This is a genomic window from Bradyrhizobium sp. CB1717 (genome assembly GCF_029714325.1).
Classification (GTDB): Bacteria; Pseudomonadota; Alphaproteobacteria; order Rhizobiales; family Xanthobacteraceae; genus Bradyrhizobium.
In genome coordinates this window covers 6232978-6250136 of sequence record NZ_CP121666.1, presented here as the reverse complement: position 1 = coordinate 6250136, position 17159 = coordinate 6232978, and the positions used below count along the sequence as shown (strand labels likewise).

Genomic DNA, 17159 nt, shown 5'->3' with positions numbered 1-17159 from the left:
GACATCTTCACGGGCTTCAATTGAGGCCTGAATATGTTGAGAAGGAGCCAAATATACATCAAACAATGCGAGTGATGCAGATGCGCGGACTTGTTGAAGCGGCATATTGCGAGACGTTTGAACTCACGCCGTCACCCATCGAGCCGTCGTGGATCATTGAAGGTCGCCCGGAAGCTCGTTCGCACCTTCTGTCGAAGAGCGCGTTCAAGACTTGGTGGACGATGATTTGGTCCTGCACCGAAGGCAAGTTCAACTGGCATTACCATTTCGACGAGACCGTCGTGATCCTCGAAGGATCAATCATGCTCGAGGTCGATGGTGCAGCGCCGACGCGTTATGGCGCCGGAGACGTGATCTTGTTCCGCACCGGTGCGCATGCCAAGTGGCACGTCGTAGATCGCGTGAAGAAGGTCGCCTTCTGCCGGCGGACTCCGCTAGGCCTTGTCATCCGTACCGCCAGCAAGCTCAAGTCACTGATGCCCGGCCAGCCTGCGGCGTCGCGACCTACTTGACGGCAGCGAATTGGAACGCTCCCGGAACGGGAGTCGATTGCGTTCCGACCGCGCCCCATCCTTCAATCCGATTTCACCCGGTCGATGTCGTCGTCGATCGTCGCCACATAGTTTACGTGCAGAGTGATCGGAACCTTCGATCCGTCCAGAACCAGACGGAGGCTTCTCGGATAAAATCCGCCGCCAATGACGCGTCCGGTTTTTCCAGCCAAGCGAGCACCAGCTTCAGGTTTGACCTGAACGCGTGAGCCCGGGGGAAACCCGAGATTGGTGCAGGCTGATTCCGGCATGGCTTTCTCAGCAGCGAATGAGACAATGCTCGCCCCCGCGAATTTCAGATGAAATGTTCTCAGACGCCGCGATGGCGGCCAACGTCACTGCCGCTACTTGTCACGGCTTGACGTAGGTCCAACCCATCTCCTGCAATTCCATCACGCGCACGACGCCCGATTTCACGATCTCCGCCTGACGCACAATCGGTATGTCCTTGTTCTCGGCCTTCTTCATTTTCTCCTGGGTGTTGCCGCAGGCCTTGAACGAAATCTCAGGCGTGCTCAGGGCCATTTCCTCGATGCGCGCTCTTACCGGCGAAGTGTCGTCACGCAGCATGTGTAGCCCGGGCCCAAATGTGACGACCTCGATCTTCACCTTCTCGCCGGCGTCCTTGTAGTATTGCGCCACGTTCATCGCGTTGTTGAGCGCGAGATTCATCGCCGGGGCGTCATTGGTATTTACCTGCAGGATCAAATGATGCTCTCTTTCCTTCGGCGCCGCCGAATTCTTCATATGGGCGAACGCGTCCTGCTTTCGCTTTGCCGGCTTCGCCACGTGTTGTCTCGCGTGCGCCCTATGCTGGACTTGTTGCCCGTCTGCCGGCGTCCAGTATCTTCCGCCTTGCTCCGCGGCCGCAAACGATGCAGAAGCCAGAACTGTAACCGCCGCCATCGCGAACACCTTGGCAGTATTTTGGAACGTCATCATTATCCGCCTCCATCGAGAAAATCGTTTTGCATGTCATCAATGACTCGGTGTCGCGAGCGCGCGCGGCCATTTGCATGCCGCTGCTATCTTCGCACGCGCTTCGTCCAACCCAGCGAGGGAGAACGATCCGTCATGGGCAGCGCCGCCCCGTCGCGAGAACAGGACAATGAGGTCCCCGCTATCTGGAAGCGACTGCACCAAGCGAACAACTTCCCCCGTAAACGCAACGCCGGGCCCGAAGGCCGGGACGGCCGCCCCGATTTGCATCGCCGGGTTATCATTGATGCGGTAAAAAATTGCATCGTCACCGCCCCCACGGGAGATGCCTGGTCCCGTGAGCACCAATTCGGTCCGCCCGCTGCGGCAGCGAATCGACAATTGCATCGCGGACTCGCCGGCTCCGCTGCGTGAGGATGTCGTGGCAGTCGCGATCGGAGAGTAGTCTATCGGCGAGGTCGTCTGGCTAACGACCCAGTCGTCTTCGGGGGATTGACGATGCTGAGGCGCCACGGTGCGAGTCAGTTTGTCCAGACATTCGAGGCGCTCGGCGTGTTGCCTCTGAAGGCAGGAGCGCAGTTGCTTCATCGAATCCTGCGCCGACGCTACGCCGCCTGTAGCCGCGAGCGCCAAGAGAAGCAGGGTCGCGGCCCGGTTCATTGTGATGCTTGTGTTGCGCGGTGCTGACGATCCAGCCACGCCTGCGCCGCAGGGACGCGGGTGAGACCCGGAACTGTTGCAGCAAGATTGATGGATTTCCATTTCGGGTCGAAGCCGGTCGCCTGCAGCCTGTCGATCCGGGAGAACAGGTGGTCGATGAAACGTGAGACGCGCTCGGAGCGGTTTGACTTGATCGGCCAATTGAAGGCGACCAGTGCGGTCGGCACGGCGATCGTCGAAACCCGTTCGCCCGGCTTGATCAGATTGGGATAGTCGGCTTCGCCGAGGGAGGCGGGGAGATAGTAGTCCTCGAACCTGCCGTCATAGGGGAGGGACAGGAACTTGTAACCCGGCTCCCAGCGGCCCCGCACGAAGGCATCCACCGGCTTCGATGTAATGAAGACAACCGCTGCAATCTCGCCCTTGCGCATCTGCTCGAGCGCGATCTGGTGCGGGATGAACGTCTTTTCCACCTCGAGCTTGAGGCGGCTGAAGATCAGCGGGCCCGAATAGGCCGCAGCGGTGCCTTGCGTGTTGAAGTTGACCTTCTTGCCGGAAAGATCGCTCAAGCTCTGGATCTCCGGTCGAACGAAGATATGCAGCTCGGACGGGAACAGATTCAGGACATATGCAATTCGTCGCTGGATGTCCGGCACCTGGCTCTTGTATTCCTCGAGCGCGTCGGAATTGATGATTGCCGCATCGATGCCGCGTAAATAGAGCAGGGAATTAACGTTTTCAGTGGCTCCGCGAGTGACGACCGGCAGAACGTGTAGGTTATCCCCGTCGTCGACCACACGCGCGATCTCCGCCGCCAGCCGTATCGGTGCGCCCTCGAGCAGGCCTCCGGCCAGTCCAACAGTCCAGGCGTTCATGGAGAGCACTTCAGGTCGTGGCTGCGAAGGCGCGGGGCGAACCGGCCGCGCATTGTGGGACTGCGAATTCAACGGCCGCGCATCCGCCCAGGGCTGAACGGCCATGAGCGATGATGCGAACGCCGCAAGCAAGGCCAACCGGCGGAATTCTATGAACCCTTCCATCGACGAACTCCTTTACGCACGCTGCATCCGTGTTCGGGGTTTCTATCGGCGCAACGCTTCGTATCGCGCTTTTGCTTCCTTGATGCCCCCGGCTTCGGCTCGCGCATAAAGATCTCGCGCTTTAGTGGAATCCCCTTGCGTTCCGTACGTTCCGAAATTCGGCAGGATCAGCGGATCGTAGGTTTCCGCGAGCGCGAAGCTCGCTTTCGCGCTGCCCATCTCAGCGGCGCGCTCCAGTACGATCCGCGCCGAGCCGATGTCTCCCTGTTCAAGTAGTGCGCTCGCGCGCGCGACCAATTTCTCCGCCTGCGCGCTGTTGTTAGGCTGGACGTCAGCATCGCCCTTGCTGCGCGCCGGTATGGCCTTGTCTTGGACTGGTCTGTCTCCGATCGATTTCTGTTGGATGGGCTTGTCGTGGACGAGTCCATCTTGCGTAGGCCGGTTTTGGATTGGCCGGGTCGGCGCCGACGGCGGCTCCTCGCGCGCGGCCTTGCCGGTGGTAGCCGGCGGAGGCGCAGCGGAGAGAGTTTTCGCCGCAAGCGCGCCGCTATCCCGACGCGCCAACGCTAGATCCCTTTCCAATTGCTCGGCGCGCTCGCGCTGACGCTGCAACAGGCTCCGCAGCTCGGCCGATTCGCGCTCTCCGGTCTGCTTGATCCGTGCCACGTCCTCGCTCGCCTTGGACGCCCGTTCGGTCTGCGCGTCGAGCTCGCGGCTTGCTTTCGCAAAGTCCCGGGCCAGCTGTTCAGCCCGCTCGCGCTCCCGCTTCTGCGCTTGCTCCAACGAGGCCGTATCGCTCGCTGCCGTCTGTTTGAGCTGTGCCGCTTCCTCGCTGGCTTTGGCCGCTTGAGCTTCGTATGCGTAGATCTTGCTGCGGGCGATCGAGAGATCCTCCGCCAGCGCATCGGCTCTCTCGCGCTCCTTCTGCATTGACCGTCTCTGCTCCGCGGCGCCAGCCTTGGCTGCTTGCGTCAGCTTGGCGACTTCCTCGCTGGCATTTGCCGCCAGCGCCGTCTGCGCATCAATGTCTCGTCGCGCACCCGCAAGCGCCTGCTCGAGCTGGCCGATCCGATCCCGCTCCTGTTTCAGGGAGTTTTGCAACTCTGCTGCGCTGCTTTCTCCTGCCACTTTCCGCAGGGAGGCGTTTTCGTCGGCTTTCGCCACCGGTGCCGTTTGTACCTGGTATGCAGAAATAGCGGTTCTTGTCAGGGAGAGATCTTGCTCAAGGCTGTCGGGCCCGGGGCGCTCTTTCTGCATCGATTGCCTCAAGGCACTGGCCTCCGCCGCCCGACTTCGCTGCGAAAGTTCCTCGTTTGCCCTTGCCGCCAGCGCAGACTGGGTTTCGGCATCGTGCCGCGCGGCTGCCAGATCCTGCTCCAGCCGCGCCGACCGCTCGCGCTCCTCCTGGAGCGATGTCTGCAGCTCCGCGGCAACGCTTTCGCCCGCCTGCTTCAGCCGGGACGTTTCCTCGCCTGCTTTCGCCGCCAGCGCAGTCTGGGTTTCGACATCGTGCCGCGCGGCTGCCAGATCCTGCTCCAGCCGCGCCGACCGCTCGCGCTCCTCCTGGAGCGATGTCTGCAGCTCCGCGGCAACGCTTTCGCCCGCCTGCTTCAGCCGGGACGTTTCCTCGCCTGCTTTCGCCGCCAGCGCAGTCTGGGTTTCGACATCGCGCCGCGCGGCTGCCAGATCCTGCTCCAGCCGCGCCGACCGCTCGCGCTCGTGCTGCAGCGATGTTTGCAGCTCAGCCGCGCCACTCTCGCCCGCTTGATTTAGTCGGGAAGCTTCCTTCAGTCGGGAAGTGTCCTCGATGGCCTTCGCCGCTAGCGCCTTTTGGGTTTCGATCTCGCGCCGCGCAGCGTCAAGACCCTGCGCCAGCCAATCGGCCCGATCGTGCTCCTGCTCCAGGCGTTGCAGCAACGCGATGTCGCGCCTTGCGAGGGCAAGTTCGCATGAGAGGGACTCTGGCCAGTCGCGTTGCTGTTTAGGGGGCTGCTGCAGGGCCCCTGTGTCGCTAGTAGTCGTCGCTTGTGCAACCTGTATCGATTTGTCGCCGCCACCCGGGCTCGGCAGCAACTTCTTGAACTCGTCAGAATCCAGATTGTGGGCAGTCGTTGCCAGTTGCGCGTCTGAGAGGTGCCGTGCCCGATCCTGGGAAGCCTCCGTTTCCGACGCCCATGTCATAGCGACCATGACCGCTGCTATCCACCGGGGGGCGCATCGACCCCGCGCGAGGGAGATCTTCACTTCGCCGCTGAGCATGACCGTGCGAGCCATCTGCAAGTACCTGTCGCCTGGCGATCTGATATCCTTCAGATGCTTTCAGATGCCTCATTATGCGCTCCATCTTTATGCGAATCATATAGCTCGCATGGAGGACCCTCCCACCACTTTGGGGTTAGGCTACGGATTAGCCCGATCATCCACGCCGTGAACCATGCGATGGCCTCAGCGGGCTCGAGCCTGGGGCGTCCAATCCCGCGCCTGCGAGTAGCGCCTTCCTGGACCGCCATTGCATTGCAATCCCGAGGAAAGCAGAGCTATTGTTTCCAAGAAGCAGCGCCTAACAACTGCCATGGATGGGTACTCCCTGTGCGGATCAGCCTGTACCACCGCTATTTGAAATTGTATGTCGAACGTCCAATGATATTTCGCACCTAATCGGCCTGTGCCGATCCGGAGCAAAGCGCGCAAGCCCGCATCGCCGAGCCGTTGCAGAAGGCCCGGATTTTGGCTCAGTGTCCGATCCTTTTGGAGTACTCTCCTTTCGTTCACGCACATCAGGAATGCTGCACTCATATGTCAGGAGCAGGTGGTAACGATCGACCTAGTGTCCCACCGCTCAGAAGCCAGCGCCGCTACATGATGCAATTGCGCACGAACACATCCTGCTGCAGTCCCGCAAGCTCAGCGTGGAAACTGGCAGGTCGATCTGGCTCGAGCCGGGCGCCTGCCGCCGACTGGATCGTTGAAGGTTCGCGGCCTCGGCGCGGCGTACGAAGAATACTTGCTGAAGGGTGCGATTATTGACGTTGCCGTTGTCGCTGAGTGGAGGGAGCATGTTCTTGAAGTCTAGTCTCAGAAACCCCGGCTGGGGCTGCCAATCGAGGCGCTCGGGTGATTATTAGCGCTCTTCTTCGGTTCGTTGCGTGGCTGCTCGCGGCCGCTGTCACTTTCGTAACGCTCGGACCTCAGAACGTTCGGCCTCACCCTGTTTTCGGACAGCACGCCGATCACGCGCTCGCCTTCCTTCTGGTCGGGATCGTCTTCGGGTTTGCCTATCCGCAGCGCCGCTGGAGTGCTTCAGTGGTCGCCGTTGCGTTGATCGGCCTGCTCGAGATCATGCAACTATGGGTGCCGGGACGACACGCTAGGTTTGGGGATTTTATCGTCGACGCGCTCTCGGCCTGCGTCGGCTTCGCGTTGTGCGCAGCTGCCGACCGGATGATGGCGCAATTTGGCGGAGATCCCGACCCATTGACGCGCGAACGTCCTTAACGGGGGGCTCATCGGCCTCGCGGAAGGCAGCTTGCGTGCCACATGCCGGGCGGATCGGCACCTTCTCTCAAACGCGGCGAGTCGCGCACGTCAGCCACGGCCACGGTCAGGCGGTTTTAGCGGCGTCTACCGTTGGCAGGGCGTCGCTGATGCGCGAGCCGGTGAGGGGTTCACAGTTGAACCGTATGCAGATTGTCAACGGAGCTGACCGCGAGGCAAACGCGCAACGCTCAATCGAGCTCAGTGCATTGGTGCGCGGGAGCCGCGGCGCCGCTTGGGTCGGTGCCGCGGATCGCCAAATTTGAGCTCGGCAACGAGCCGCCAGAGTTGAACCTCGTGGCCGTCCGCCAACCGCCCAGCCCGCTCGGTCGCGGACGCGTCATCTGGGCAGTGAAGGTTGACCACGCCCCCCAATTGGCCGTCAGCGTCCAGAACGAATGCACGATAGTGTGGCATCGGAAATCCCCACGCGAGAGCATCTTACCTGTAGCCTTGCTCTGCGGCTTGGAGATTTTGGGTCATTACGAGCTACCTCTGATGAGCGGTATGCCTATCGCCGTAGCTCGAACACGCTCATTCGGTCGGAGCCTTCGGCGCCCGTTCGGAACACCCCTGGGCACACACTCAGCCGTGACGGCGGAAATGCCCGGACCGCTCCTGTACTTTCGGAAGCTCGCTACCATTGTAGCCGTCGGGGTTTTGCGGCTGCCAACGCCAATGGTCCGTACACATTTGCTGCAACGACCGGGTCGATTTCCAACCCAATGCCTCGAGCGCAAGGGGCGGGTCTGCAAAAGCAGACGGCGACGTCACCGGCCCGACGCTCCCTGATTTCATAGGGGACTGAACGCCCGCTCGCTGACTCGAATGTGCGAACGACGTCCAGAACGCTGCTGCCGTTGCTCGTGCCAAGAGGAACGCCCGGCGGGTGTTTTCCGACGAGCCCCCTTTCGTGCGCGCCAACCGGATTGAAGTAGCGCAGATTGGCGATCCGCCAATCGTCTTGTCATCTCTGCCCCACGCGCACCGAATCGCCTGCGGTCGCATCGGTCCGGCCTGTCCCTGATGGAATATCTGAACTGCCTACCCTTCGGGGAGGGACGGCAGGACCATCCTGGTATTGGAGGCTGACCTCCACGGCGTCACCCGGTTGCAGCTCGGTATCTTCGCTTGCGATGATCCGTTCCGGCCCCTTGTCGCCCTTCCGGACGATGGCAATCTCCGGGTGGTTTCCGGCGCCTCGCACGAGTTGTGATCGAACCATCGCAGTGTATTGAAGCTTCTCGCCGACGCTCTGCAGCTTCTCGCGAATTTGATTGAGCTTCACGCTGGTATCTTGCAGCTCGCGGAGCAGGTCGATCCTCCGCTGGTCATCTAGCTTTGCCAGCTTCCTGACGAACTCGTCCTGCTGCTTCTTGACTTGCAGCAGTTGCGCAGAGGTTTGCAGCTTCCGGGTTGATGACAGCAGCACTGCGCGACGTGCATCCGTAACGCGAGGGCTGATCAAGGAACCCTTGCCGAAGAGCTCGGTCACCTTCTGCAGTTCTTCAAGATCTCCCTGAAGTCCCTCTTCATCCTTCTTCTGCTGCTCTGACAGCACGCGGACCTCGTCGTCTCCCTGTCGAATGCCGCGCTGAAGGTACGTCTTTTCCTGCTGATAATCACTCTGCTTGGTCTTCAGATACTCCGTTTCTGCATTAACGATCTCCGAAATCGCCGATCGAGCTAAGGGCGCGTCCATCAGAGCGCCTGGAGTGATCTGGGCTCCCTCTCCAAGTTCGGTCTTGATGCGCCACATACGCGCTTGTTCTTTGGCCAGCTCCGTCCAAAGCGAACCATACTCGCTTCTCAGGTCTGCTGACTCAAGATACGGGTTGTTCATTCTCATATGCATGATGTCGTAGCCGCCCGCGACCGCGACGGCTTGGCGTGCGGTGATAGACGGACGATAAGGGTACTCACCCGGCTTCGATACATCCCCATTTACGTATATGGGCTTGTATTCGGCGATGATCGTCGTGACCTCGTCTGCGTCGATCACGACGACCGTCTCACGTCCATCGGACGTCCTCTGTCGAAATACCTTGCGCGCAAGTGCAGCCCCGATTTTGGCTCGGATCTGGGGCAAGGGCAGGCCGGCCACTGGAAGCGTTCCGACCAGTGGCAACGAAACATTCCCGTCCATTTGCACGGGAGCACGATGCCGCAGCTCCGGCACGCCCGCCACCGCAACCTCCAGCACATCTCCGACGTTTACCAGATATTCCGCCTTTGCTTGAGTGGCGGAAATTGTCAGGCCAACAGCCACCAAGGCCCATTTGATGCAACGTCCCAGGTCGCTGCCAGGGACGTCGACAAGGAAGCTGTTGCGCAGTCTGGAGTTCGGCATGGCGTCATTCCCTGTACGAATGAACGTGGTCACCGAGGTGAAAGTCTTTCAAATTTGTTCGCGGAAGGCAGCACGTGAACAACGGTCCGAGTAGCCGTCCCGACAGGCGATCCGCAAAATTACGTTCCGTTCTCTCATTGAGTCCGAACCACTCGGCGCCTTCTTCCGCTCAGTTCGATTGATCGGTTCTCTATCATGCCCATCGAACCCATTGGGACGGGCGCTTCCATCGCTGCCCGAATCTAATCCCGCGCGGTGGCGGCTCAATCGACCATCGTAGTTACCCACTTATTGCCCGTTTTGCCGGCCTCCGCCAAGCTTCCGGCAGATCCGGTCGATGGCGGCACGGCGATCGCAGGCCGTTGGAAGGGGCAGATTGGCCGCTCTATTACTATTGGCGGCAGGTGCCGAGTTCCTGCTCGTAGCCGGTGCGGACTATGGGCGCGCAGATGACGATCGTTGAAGAACAGTACGGCCATCGCGGACGAGCGCTTCACCCTGGTACGGAAGCACGATACTCGCGGCGCCACATCTCGATCATCATGAGCTGAAATAAGCGGCGACTTCCGCGCTCTGTCGACCGAAGTCTTGACACGAGGCGCGCCAAAAATCGCTTTTCAAAAAGTGGCGAACCGGTCGCGATGAGATCGTCCACGAGCGGCCTCCAAGGCCCCTGGAACCATTCATGCAGAGGGATCGAGAAACCCTGCTTTCGGTGACTATCAAAGTCGGGAGGTAGCCAGCGCTGTGCAAGAGCACGCAAAATGATCTTTCTTCGATCGTTCTCGACTTTGAATCTTCCGGGCAATCGCCCAAAAGCAAACTCGACGATTCGATGATCCAAGAGCGGCGCGCGCACCTCCAGGGATGTGAGCATGCTGGCCCGATCGACTTTGACGAGAATGTCATCTGGTAAGTAGCTGCGAAACTCGGCGGCACAAATCGCATCTATGCCACCGCAGACTGTTTCCAATCCAGCGCGGCGAAGTTCCGGGGTAGCCGACATCGGCCGGCCGGTCAGTCGCGACCTCGTAATCGGATCAAGTAGTCGCGTCAGCGCTGTTTGTGGCTCATTGCAGCTGAGTAGCCCCATGATCGCGTTGCGTCCTTCTATTCCCAACGGTATCGATTTTGCGGCGAATGCCTCCAATCCGAGCCGATGCAGACCAAACTTCCGTAGTTGCGCGATCTTCAGAAGCCAAGGATGATGAATGTAGCCACCGAAGAGTTCATCGCCGCCATCGCCTCCCAGGGCGACAGCGCATTCCTTTCGAATTGCGCGACTCACCAGATAGGTGGGAAGCACCGAGTTGTCGGCGATAGGCTCGTCATATTGACGGATGAGTGAAGGCAGGAGCTCGCCCGAGCCCGGCTCAGCGACGAGTTCAGTATGGTTTGAACCGAGATAATCAGAGACCCGACGCGCGTGGCGCGACTCGTCGAAGCGCGGATAGCCTGGAAAGGCGACGTTGAAAGTGCGAACAGCTCGCCCCGAACTCCTGACGGCCGCGGCAGCCACGAGGCTCGAATCAAGACCACCGCTCAGCATGATGCCAATCGGCACATCAGCGATGAGCTGACAGCGCACGCTCTGCGTCAGCAGGACTTCGAGATCGCTCGTGAGCTCTTGCAAATCGCTCTGCGCGGTGTTGGTGGCACGTATCGGTAGGTCCCAATATCTGCTGATCCGCAGTCGATCCAGATCGGGTTCGTAAGTCAGCCAATGCCCCGGCGGTAGTTTTGCGAATCCGTCGAAGATGCAAAGTGACCCGGAAACGTAACCATACGCCAAGTAATCGTCGAGCGCCTCGCGATTGATGTTCCGTGGGATGTTCGGATCAACGAGAATAGCTTTCAGTTCGGACGCGAAAGCGAACCGGCCATTCTTGTGCAAATAGAATAAAGGCTTTTCGCCGGCCCGATCGCGAGTAACGAACAGGCGTCGTTTGGCGCCGTCCCAGATCGCGAGCGCGAACATTCCGACCAAACGATCGAGACACGCGGGGCCCCACGTTCGATACGCGGCGATCACGACCTCGGTATCGCTTGTGCTGCGAAAGCTATTGCCGCGCGCCTGAAGTTCGGCTCGAACTTCCTGAAAATTGTAAATCTCACCATTAAAGACAATCGTTATCTGGCCATCGTCCGAGCTCATTGGCTGATGCCCGAGAGGACTGAGATCGATTATGGCTAAGCGCCGATGACCTAAGCCGACCCGCCGATCAGGACTGAGCCAGGTGCCAGCGTCGTCCGGACCTCGGTGTGCGAGTGCATCGCACATGCTTTGCACCAATTGAAAGCCAACCGGCTTCTCGGCCTCGACTATACCGGCAATTCCGCACATGCTTGCCCCGGGCTGTTCAAAAACGAAAGAGACTCTAGTTGCTGCAGGATCAGAGGAGAAGCGCTTCTCACATTCGGCTTGGGGTTCACTGGTGATGGATGGCCCATACTCGTCGCCACCTCGTTCCAGCCGGTGTTCGGCGCAGTCGTGGTTTATTTGTGTGCGCGTGGGCGCAATTGGATACTAGCTTCGTCCTAACTGGGAGGTTGTCGCGTGAATTTCGATGCCATTGTAACCGACGACCACTTCAACATCGTTGAGGCCTGCCTCTTTACACCAGCGTCGCACCGCGCCGAGTGTTTGAGGTTGATCGAACTGAGGTGACAGCATGTCGAACGTGTCGAGGTATGCCCAATCCTTCAGCACGGCATCATCGATTGCGCCTTCTTTACCGAGCTCGCGACTGTAGTCCGCGACGAGTAGCCGCCAATTGAGGGTCGGGCCGATGCGCGGGATCGTGCGAACAACGCGGGCGGTGGGCCACATGAGATCGACGTAGCGACGCACGAGCCGGTACAGCCGCTCTGGCGGTATCCTGCGCGTCAGCGGCCTTACCCAGTACTTAGTCCCAAGCACGTAGTTCGTAAATTTCTTCTGATATACGTCCGCGACGAGACGGCCACCTGGTCTCAGATGGCGAGGGAGCGACAAGAAAGCTTGCCTCGGATCGGGCGTATGTTGCAGGACGCCGAAGCAGAAGAGATGGTTGGCGTACTCGTACGGGAATGGCATCTGCGTGATGTCGCCCTGGACGATCAGCACGTTTTCGCTGTGGCCGTTGGTTGCGAAGTTTGCATCCACGGCCACACTCATATCGAGTGAAAGGAGCATCGCTCCGGTTGAAGCTGCTATCTCAGTGAACCGTCCCGATCCGCTGCCCGGCTCGATCAGAATCTGACCCTGTAGATTGTAGGGCCAGCGCGTCTCTTCGAAGAACCTCTGCTTGGACAGAGCACGTCCGCTTGTCGTGTCGTATTGCGTACGTGCATGCTCCGTCCATTCAAGTCCGAAGCTAGCAGTGTAATTCTCCTCTGGTACGAAGCGCGGAACCGAACGGACGATTGGATAAATGGAACCGCATCCTTCGCACTCCAGGGCACCTTCGGTGATCGCACCCTCGGAATTGCCGTCGACAATTCTGAGCCCAGACCGACAGGACGGACAGCAGAGGTGTACAATGTGCTCCTTGCGCATCGTCGTCTTGACCTCATGTTAAACCACGAGTCCTGCGATACTGGGCAATCCACGGTATCGTAGTCGATACCTGAGAGGAAGAGGGGGCAAACGTGCATGCGTCGTACCCCCAAGGAGAAGCATTTGCCCAATGCCACGATTGAAAGCCGCGGATGCGGAACAAGGATTGAGTGGGTCGCTCGACGAATGAACCTTGCGGTCCAGGCACTCTTTGCCAGGGCATGAACTGACCGCGCGGCCCAGTGCGAATCGTCATCGCTCGTTCGGCTGTTGCACGCAGTCGTCGTTCTTCCATACAGTCCTCCGACTGCCCATGAATTTCACAGGGACTAAACGCGCTCTTCGCTCGCGCCGAAAAGGAGAGGTAGCACTGAGTGATGGACCTTCGTGAGCACGAACCCAAGCAGCACGGTCGTCATAAACGCCGAAGACTTCGCCACGAGTCGCAAAAAAACGGATGCGTCTAGCTCGGAGGAGACGATGTGAGCGACCAGTACACCGAGGGCAACCACGAAGGCGACTTTCCAGGTCTGATCCATCGGTATCAATTTGGCGATACTGGTTCTGAGCGCCTTGGCGACCTTGATCAACGCCCACCACTCCCAAAGAACTAGACCGGTGATGCTTCCTGCAACCGCACCGGCGAGGCCGAACGACTGGAGACCAAGGATGCTCAAGGCAACTGACAGCAAAAGCGAGATCGCGCTAATCGTGGCGGCCTGCCGGCCCAATCCTAACGCCCAAAGAAGCTGGCCGGCCCCGAAAACAGTTGCGATCTGTCCCAAGGAATAAATCTGCATGAGCGGCGCTGCCCCGAGATACTCGCGTGTATAGATCAGTTCCACAAGGTCGTCCGCGGTCGCGATCAGCAACCCGAAGAGTGGCGGCAGCGTGCATGCCAGCAGCAGATACGCTTTCGACACCAGCTTGCGGGCGCCATCAACGTTGCCGTCGCCCACCAAGGAACTGAAGTTAGGCAGAAGCGCGTTACCTAGAGGCTGGCGGGTCAAGGTTCCGAGGAGCATGGCCGTCGATGCAATCGAGATGAGTGCAAAGGCCGAGCTCGAAAAGTTCGCTGCCACGACCCATTGACTGGCCTGCCCACGCAAGGCGAAAAAGCCATCGGCCATCGCAAAGGGCAGCGAGTACTTCAATTGCGCGCGGGCCAACTGGCCGTCGAATCCGAGACCCCGTTCCTGCGCGGCAAAGAGGGCATAGAACACGGCAAGGCCGACCTTCAGCATGGCCAGGCCGCACATCACCACCAGAATCCATCCGACATCGCCAGATGCGACTGCTGCACCTCCCAATGCCGCTGTCCTGACTATCGCAAACCCGATCGTTACGCAGGCCCCCCATTGCGCTTTTCCGTCCGCCGTCGGCAAGACATCAAGAATCGACGCCAATATCCAGATGCCAACGAAGATCTGAACGAGGGGCGAGTAAGGCTGGAGGCCTCCAATCGAACTCGGCAAGACGGGCATCAGCCCTAAAAGCAACAGATTCGAGAGCGCCCCAATAGCGAAGAGAGTTGCGAACGTATTGCCCACGAGCTTTCGGCGGGTTCCTGGAGCGGCGCGCGGCAGGAAATAGAACAGGGACTGCGGCAGGAACAGGGGAAAGAGGATCAACCCCGCTTGGGCGAGCAGCCACATCAGGCGGTAGTCCCCGAACTCCTGCTTGGTCAGGTGGCGGACCAGGATGACAGGCACCGCCAACTGCATGGCATATTCGAGCAACCCTGCAGCCGCGAGAAATCCTGCCTTCCGGCGAATACCCGATCCCATGCCGCGCGCGCGCCTCCTGTATGCGGCCCGCCCCAGGAGGCTTTCGTACTTCCTGCGAAGTGGAGCGGTTTGCTCGGCGCGCGTCATTTGTTCCTTCGGCGAGCCGCTTCCTCGATGGCTGCGACGTAGGGCTTCAGCACCACGTGATCGCCATGCACCCGGTCCATATAGTTCCTGCATCGCACGGACACCTTTCGCCATTCTGTTTCATCGGCAATCAAGTGCTCAGCAGCGCAAGCCATCTCATCGATGGACCGGAGCGAGACGCCCAGGCCTTCGCGACTGATAAGTCCACCAGGATCAAAAAAAGATATTACAGGAACGCCGCGACTCCAGGACTGAAGAAAGGAATTCGGAAAACCCTCCGTGTCGGAGGTATTGACGAAGATCTTGGCGCGGTCATAGAGGTCACCTACGTCGTGATAAGGCACGCGACCGCAAAACGTCAGGTTCGGCTGTCTCTTCGCGGCAGACTCGATCTTGCTGTACAGATCTGAAAAGCCCGGTTGTGGACCACCGACCATGTGAATATGCCGGGAAGGCATGTGACGCGCCAACTCGATGGCGAGTTCGGGTCGCTTGAAGGGAAGCAGGTTGCTGACCCAAAGAATTTCCAAGTCGTGCTTCTCACGATCCAGCTGCCGACCCGGGGAATCCACCAGCGGGTCGGCGACCACGCTCGTCACCCCGAAATTTTGCATGAGCGCGCGTTGCTGGCCCGCGTGCTGGCAAAGGATAGTATGAGCCTGTCTCAATCCATATTTGTACAGTTGTTTGTCTCGCGTATGGAGGATGCTCAGTCGTTTAGGTTTAGGATCGGCATCGTTGTCGTGTGCTAACCGGTGTATGAAGCCACGTCCATGCCGGCGGCAGAACATCGCGACCAAGCCGACAAGCCCACCCTCGGTACTCGTGTAGTAAACGTCGGCATCGGCGCGCATCAACGCCGCCCACGTTGCGGTCAAACGGGGATAAACAAAACGAAGTACCGGAAGACCTGCATCCGGACGATACGCTTTGTAGGTTGTGACGCCATGCCAGGCTGCTGCGTCTGACTGACCGTAATCCCAGACGATCATGGAAACCTGGTATCCACGAGCAACGAGTGCTTTCGCGAGCAACGTCTGTTGTAACTGCGCCCCGCCATTGCCATGGTGGTTGTATTCGCGGGCAAGGACCGGAAGGTTGTCGAAACCGACGAAACACACCTTCATGGCGGCGGTCTCTTGATGGAACCCATTGATTGGGCCTGACCGAGGGCGAGACCGTAACATAGCCATAGGGCCGCCTGCGGGGGAGTCGGAGTAAATCGACCATCCGTGAATCCGTCGGCTGCAAGACACAACAGGCCAACCATGCAGCCTTCAAATACACCGCGCCATTGCGGATCGACGTGGTGCTTGGATAAATGACGAAACGTCCGCCATACCGACCAGAAGAAAACCGCCACAACCACAACACCCACTATTCCGAGGTCAAGGGCGACGGCCAGATAGGCATTATGCGGATGAGCGACCGGAAGCATGAGGCCACGGAGGTTCGGGGTCGCCCACAGCGTCGAATAGAGGCCTCCACCAATAATGGGTGCCTCCCAAAAAGTACCTATCAATGTAAGCCAGAGGTCGAGCCGACCAGCGGTTATCGCCTGTTCGTCTCCGGTTGCCAGGCCGGTCGATGCCCGTTCAATGAACGCGTCGGGCAATAGCAATACAACCGTCACGATTGCAAACAGCGCCAGCAAGAACTGACCCATGCTTCGCTGTTTCCATATGTAGGAGCCCAGTATGATGGCAATCCCAACGAACGCGGCCCGTGAGAAAGTCAACGCAGCCATCATTGCGGCAGCGCCGGCGCATGCCAGCAGTATTGCACGCGACCAGGGCGCAGAGGTGGCTAGTGCGGCGTGGAGGAGGATCGCGAAGCCAATGTTGGCCAGCAGGCCGATTTCATTGGCATGTAATCCGATCCAACTTAGAAAATCTCTGTCGCCAGCCGCCAGGCCCTGCAGGCTGATGCCATCGATAACGAAGTAACTGGCAATCACGACGAAAAAGGTAGTGTAAGCAGCTGCTAGAGCCCAGATTACGGGGCGTCCATTGCCGTTTCGGGAAAGAACCGCCGCCAACCACGCCACGGCCAGCATTATCATCGACTTTGCAAAGTCCAGCAGATATGCGGTTTTTGTTAGGGGCTCAAGGTTAGGAAGTACGATCGCCCTTTCCACCGAACCGACACCGAGGCAGGCGCCAAGTGTCATGACGCCCACATAAATCCAGAATGTAGTTGGGAAGCTGACGAATTGAATACCCTCTCGCCTGAATGCGGAAGCCGCGAACAACGATAAGAGTGTTAGCCCAAACAAGATATTGAATGGGTTCAATCCGGTTATCTCGAAAAGTTCTCGTGGAACGAGCTGGCTCGAGGCGAATGGCAACAGCAATGCGAGCAGCCAAACGCCTTTCCGATAGTCGGCAAAGATGATCAGTGCGAACAAGAAGCTGCAATAGAGAAGACCGTAGGCAGACGCGCCGAGAAATGCTGTCACGCCACCGATCAGCGCCGCGGAAATGCCAAGGAGTACTAGAGTTAGAATGTTGCCCCTCAATTGAGAGGCATGGTCGAGCGTCAGATTCGTTGACATTGGTTGGTTTACCGACATCCTAGGTCTATGCCGACTGGTTTCGGCTTGGCAAAACTGTCCTGCAGGTATCCGCTCGCTGTTGCAGGTATGTGCTCACGGTTAAAATCTCATCGCTCGAA

At 59.2% G+C, this 17159-nt stretch carries 12 protein-coding genes; 2 read left to right on the top strand and 10 right to left on the bottom strand.

Annotated features, from left to right (window positions below; translation table 11 throughout):
* The first annotated feature begins 80 nt into the window (after positions 1-80).
* On the top strand, positions 81-512 hold the full coding sequence (locus tag QA649_RS29415; protein WP_283020252.1) for a cupin domain-containing protein: 432 nt from the start codon (positions 81-83) through the stop codon (positions 510-512).
* A 62-nt stretch (positions 513-574) separates the two neighbouring features.
* On the opposite strand, the gene QA649_RS29410 is transcribed toward QA649_RS29415, so the two are convergent.
* From QA649_RS29410 to QA649_RS29395, 4 genes are all read right to left on the bottom strand, one after another.
* Complete coding sequence (locus QA649_RS29410) at positions 575-802, bottom strand: hypothetical protein (protein ID WP_283020251.1); 228 nt, start codon at positions 800-802, stop codon at positions 575-577.
* Between the two features lie 100 nt (positions 803-902).
* On the bottom strand, positions 903-1493 hold the full coding sequence (locus tag QA649_RS29405) for a hypothetical protein (protein WP_283020250.1): 591 nt from the start codon (positions 1491-1493) through the stop codon (positions 903-905).
* 653 nt (positions 1494-2146) lie between these two features.
* Complete coding sequence (locus QA649_RS29400) at positions 2147-3190, bottom strand: TAXI family TRAP transporter solute-binding subunit (RefSeq protein ID WP_283020249.1); 1044 nt, start codon at positions 3188-3190, stop codon at positions 2147-2149.
* A gap of 42 nt (positions 3191-3232) precedes the next feature.
* Positions 3233-5380, bottom strand: coding sequence for a hypothetical protein (locus QA649_RS29395; RefSeq protein ID WP_283020248.1), 2148 nt, complete (start codon positions 5378-5380; stop codon positions 3233-3235).
* 930 nt (positions 5381-6310) lie between these two features.
* On the opposite strand from QA649_RS29395, the gene QA649_RS29390 reads away from it, so the two are divergent.
* Positions 6311-6685, top strand: coding sequence for a VanZ family protein (locus tag QA649_RS29390; RefSeq protein ID WP_283026129.1), 375 nt, complete (start codon positions 6311-6313; stop codon positions 6683-6685).
* 1006 nt (positions 6686-7691) lie between these two features.
* Here QA649_RS29390 and QA649_RS29380 read toward each other — a convergent pair.
* The 6 genes from QA649_RS29380 to QA649_RS29355 all read right to left on the bottom strand — a co-directional run bounded on the left by QA649_RS29380 (position 7692) and on the right by QA649_RS29355 (position 17040).
* Positions 7692-9074, bottom strand: a complete 1383-nt coding sequence (locus QA649_RS29380) for a polysaccharide biosynthesis/export family protein (RefSeq protein WP_283020247.1) — start codon at positions 9072-9074, stop codon at positions 7692-7694.
* Between the two features lie 493 nt (positions 9075-9567).
* A complete protein-coding gene (asnB, locus tag QA649_RS29375) occupies positions 9568-11355 on the bottom strand; it encodes an asparagine synthase (glutamine-hydrolyzing) (protein WP_283026128.1) in 1788 nt (595 codons plus the stop codon).
* A gap of 246 nt (positions 11356-11601) precedes the next feature.
* Entirely contained in the window at positions 11602-12612 is a 1011-nt protein-coding gene (locus tag QA649_RS29370) for a methyltransferase domain-containing protein (RefSeq protein WP_283020246.1), read from the bottom strand.
* 329 nt (positions 12613-12941) lie between these two features.
* On the bottom strand, positions 12942-14486 hold the full coding sequence (locus tag QA649_RS29365; protein ID WP_283020245.1) for a lipopolysaccharide biosynthesis protein: 1545 nt from the start codon (positions 14484-14486) through the stop codon (positions 12942-12944).
* Positions 14483-15613 (bottom strand): glycosyltransferase family 4 protein, encoded by a 1131-nt coding sequence (locus tag QA649_RS29360; protein WP_283020244.1) that lies wholly within the window; start codon positions 15611-15613, stop codon positions 14483-14485. Before QA649_RS29360 ends, QA649_RS29365 begins: the two co-directional genes overlap by 4 nt.
* Positions 15610-17040, bottom strand: a complete 1431-nt coding sequence (locus tag QA649_RS29355; RefSeq protein ID WP_283020243.1) for an O-antigen ligase family protein — start codon at positions 17038-17040, stop codon at positions 15610-15612. Before QA649_RS29355 ends, QA649_RS29360 begins: the two co-directional genes overlap by 4 nt.
* Positions 17041-17159: the final 119 nt, after the last annotated feature.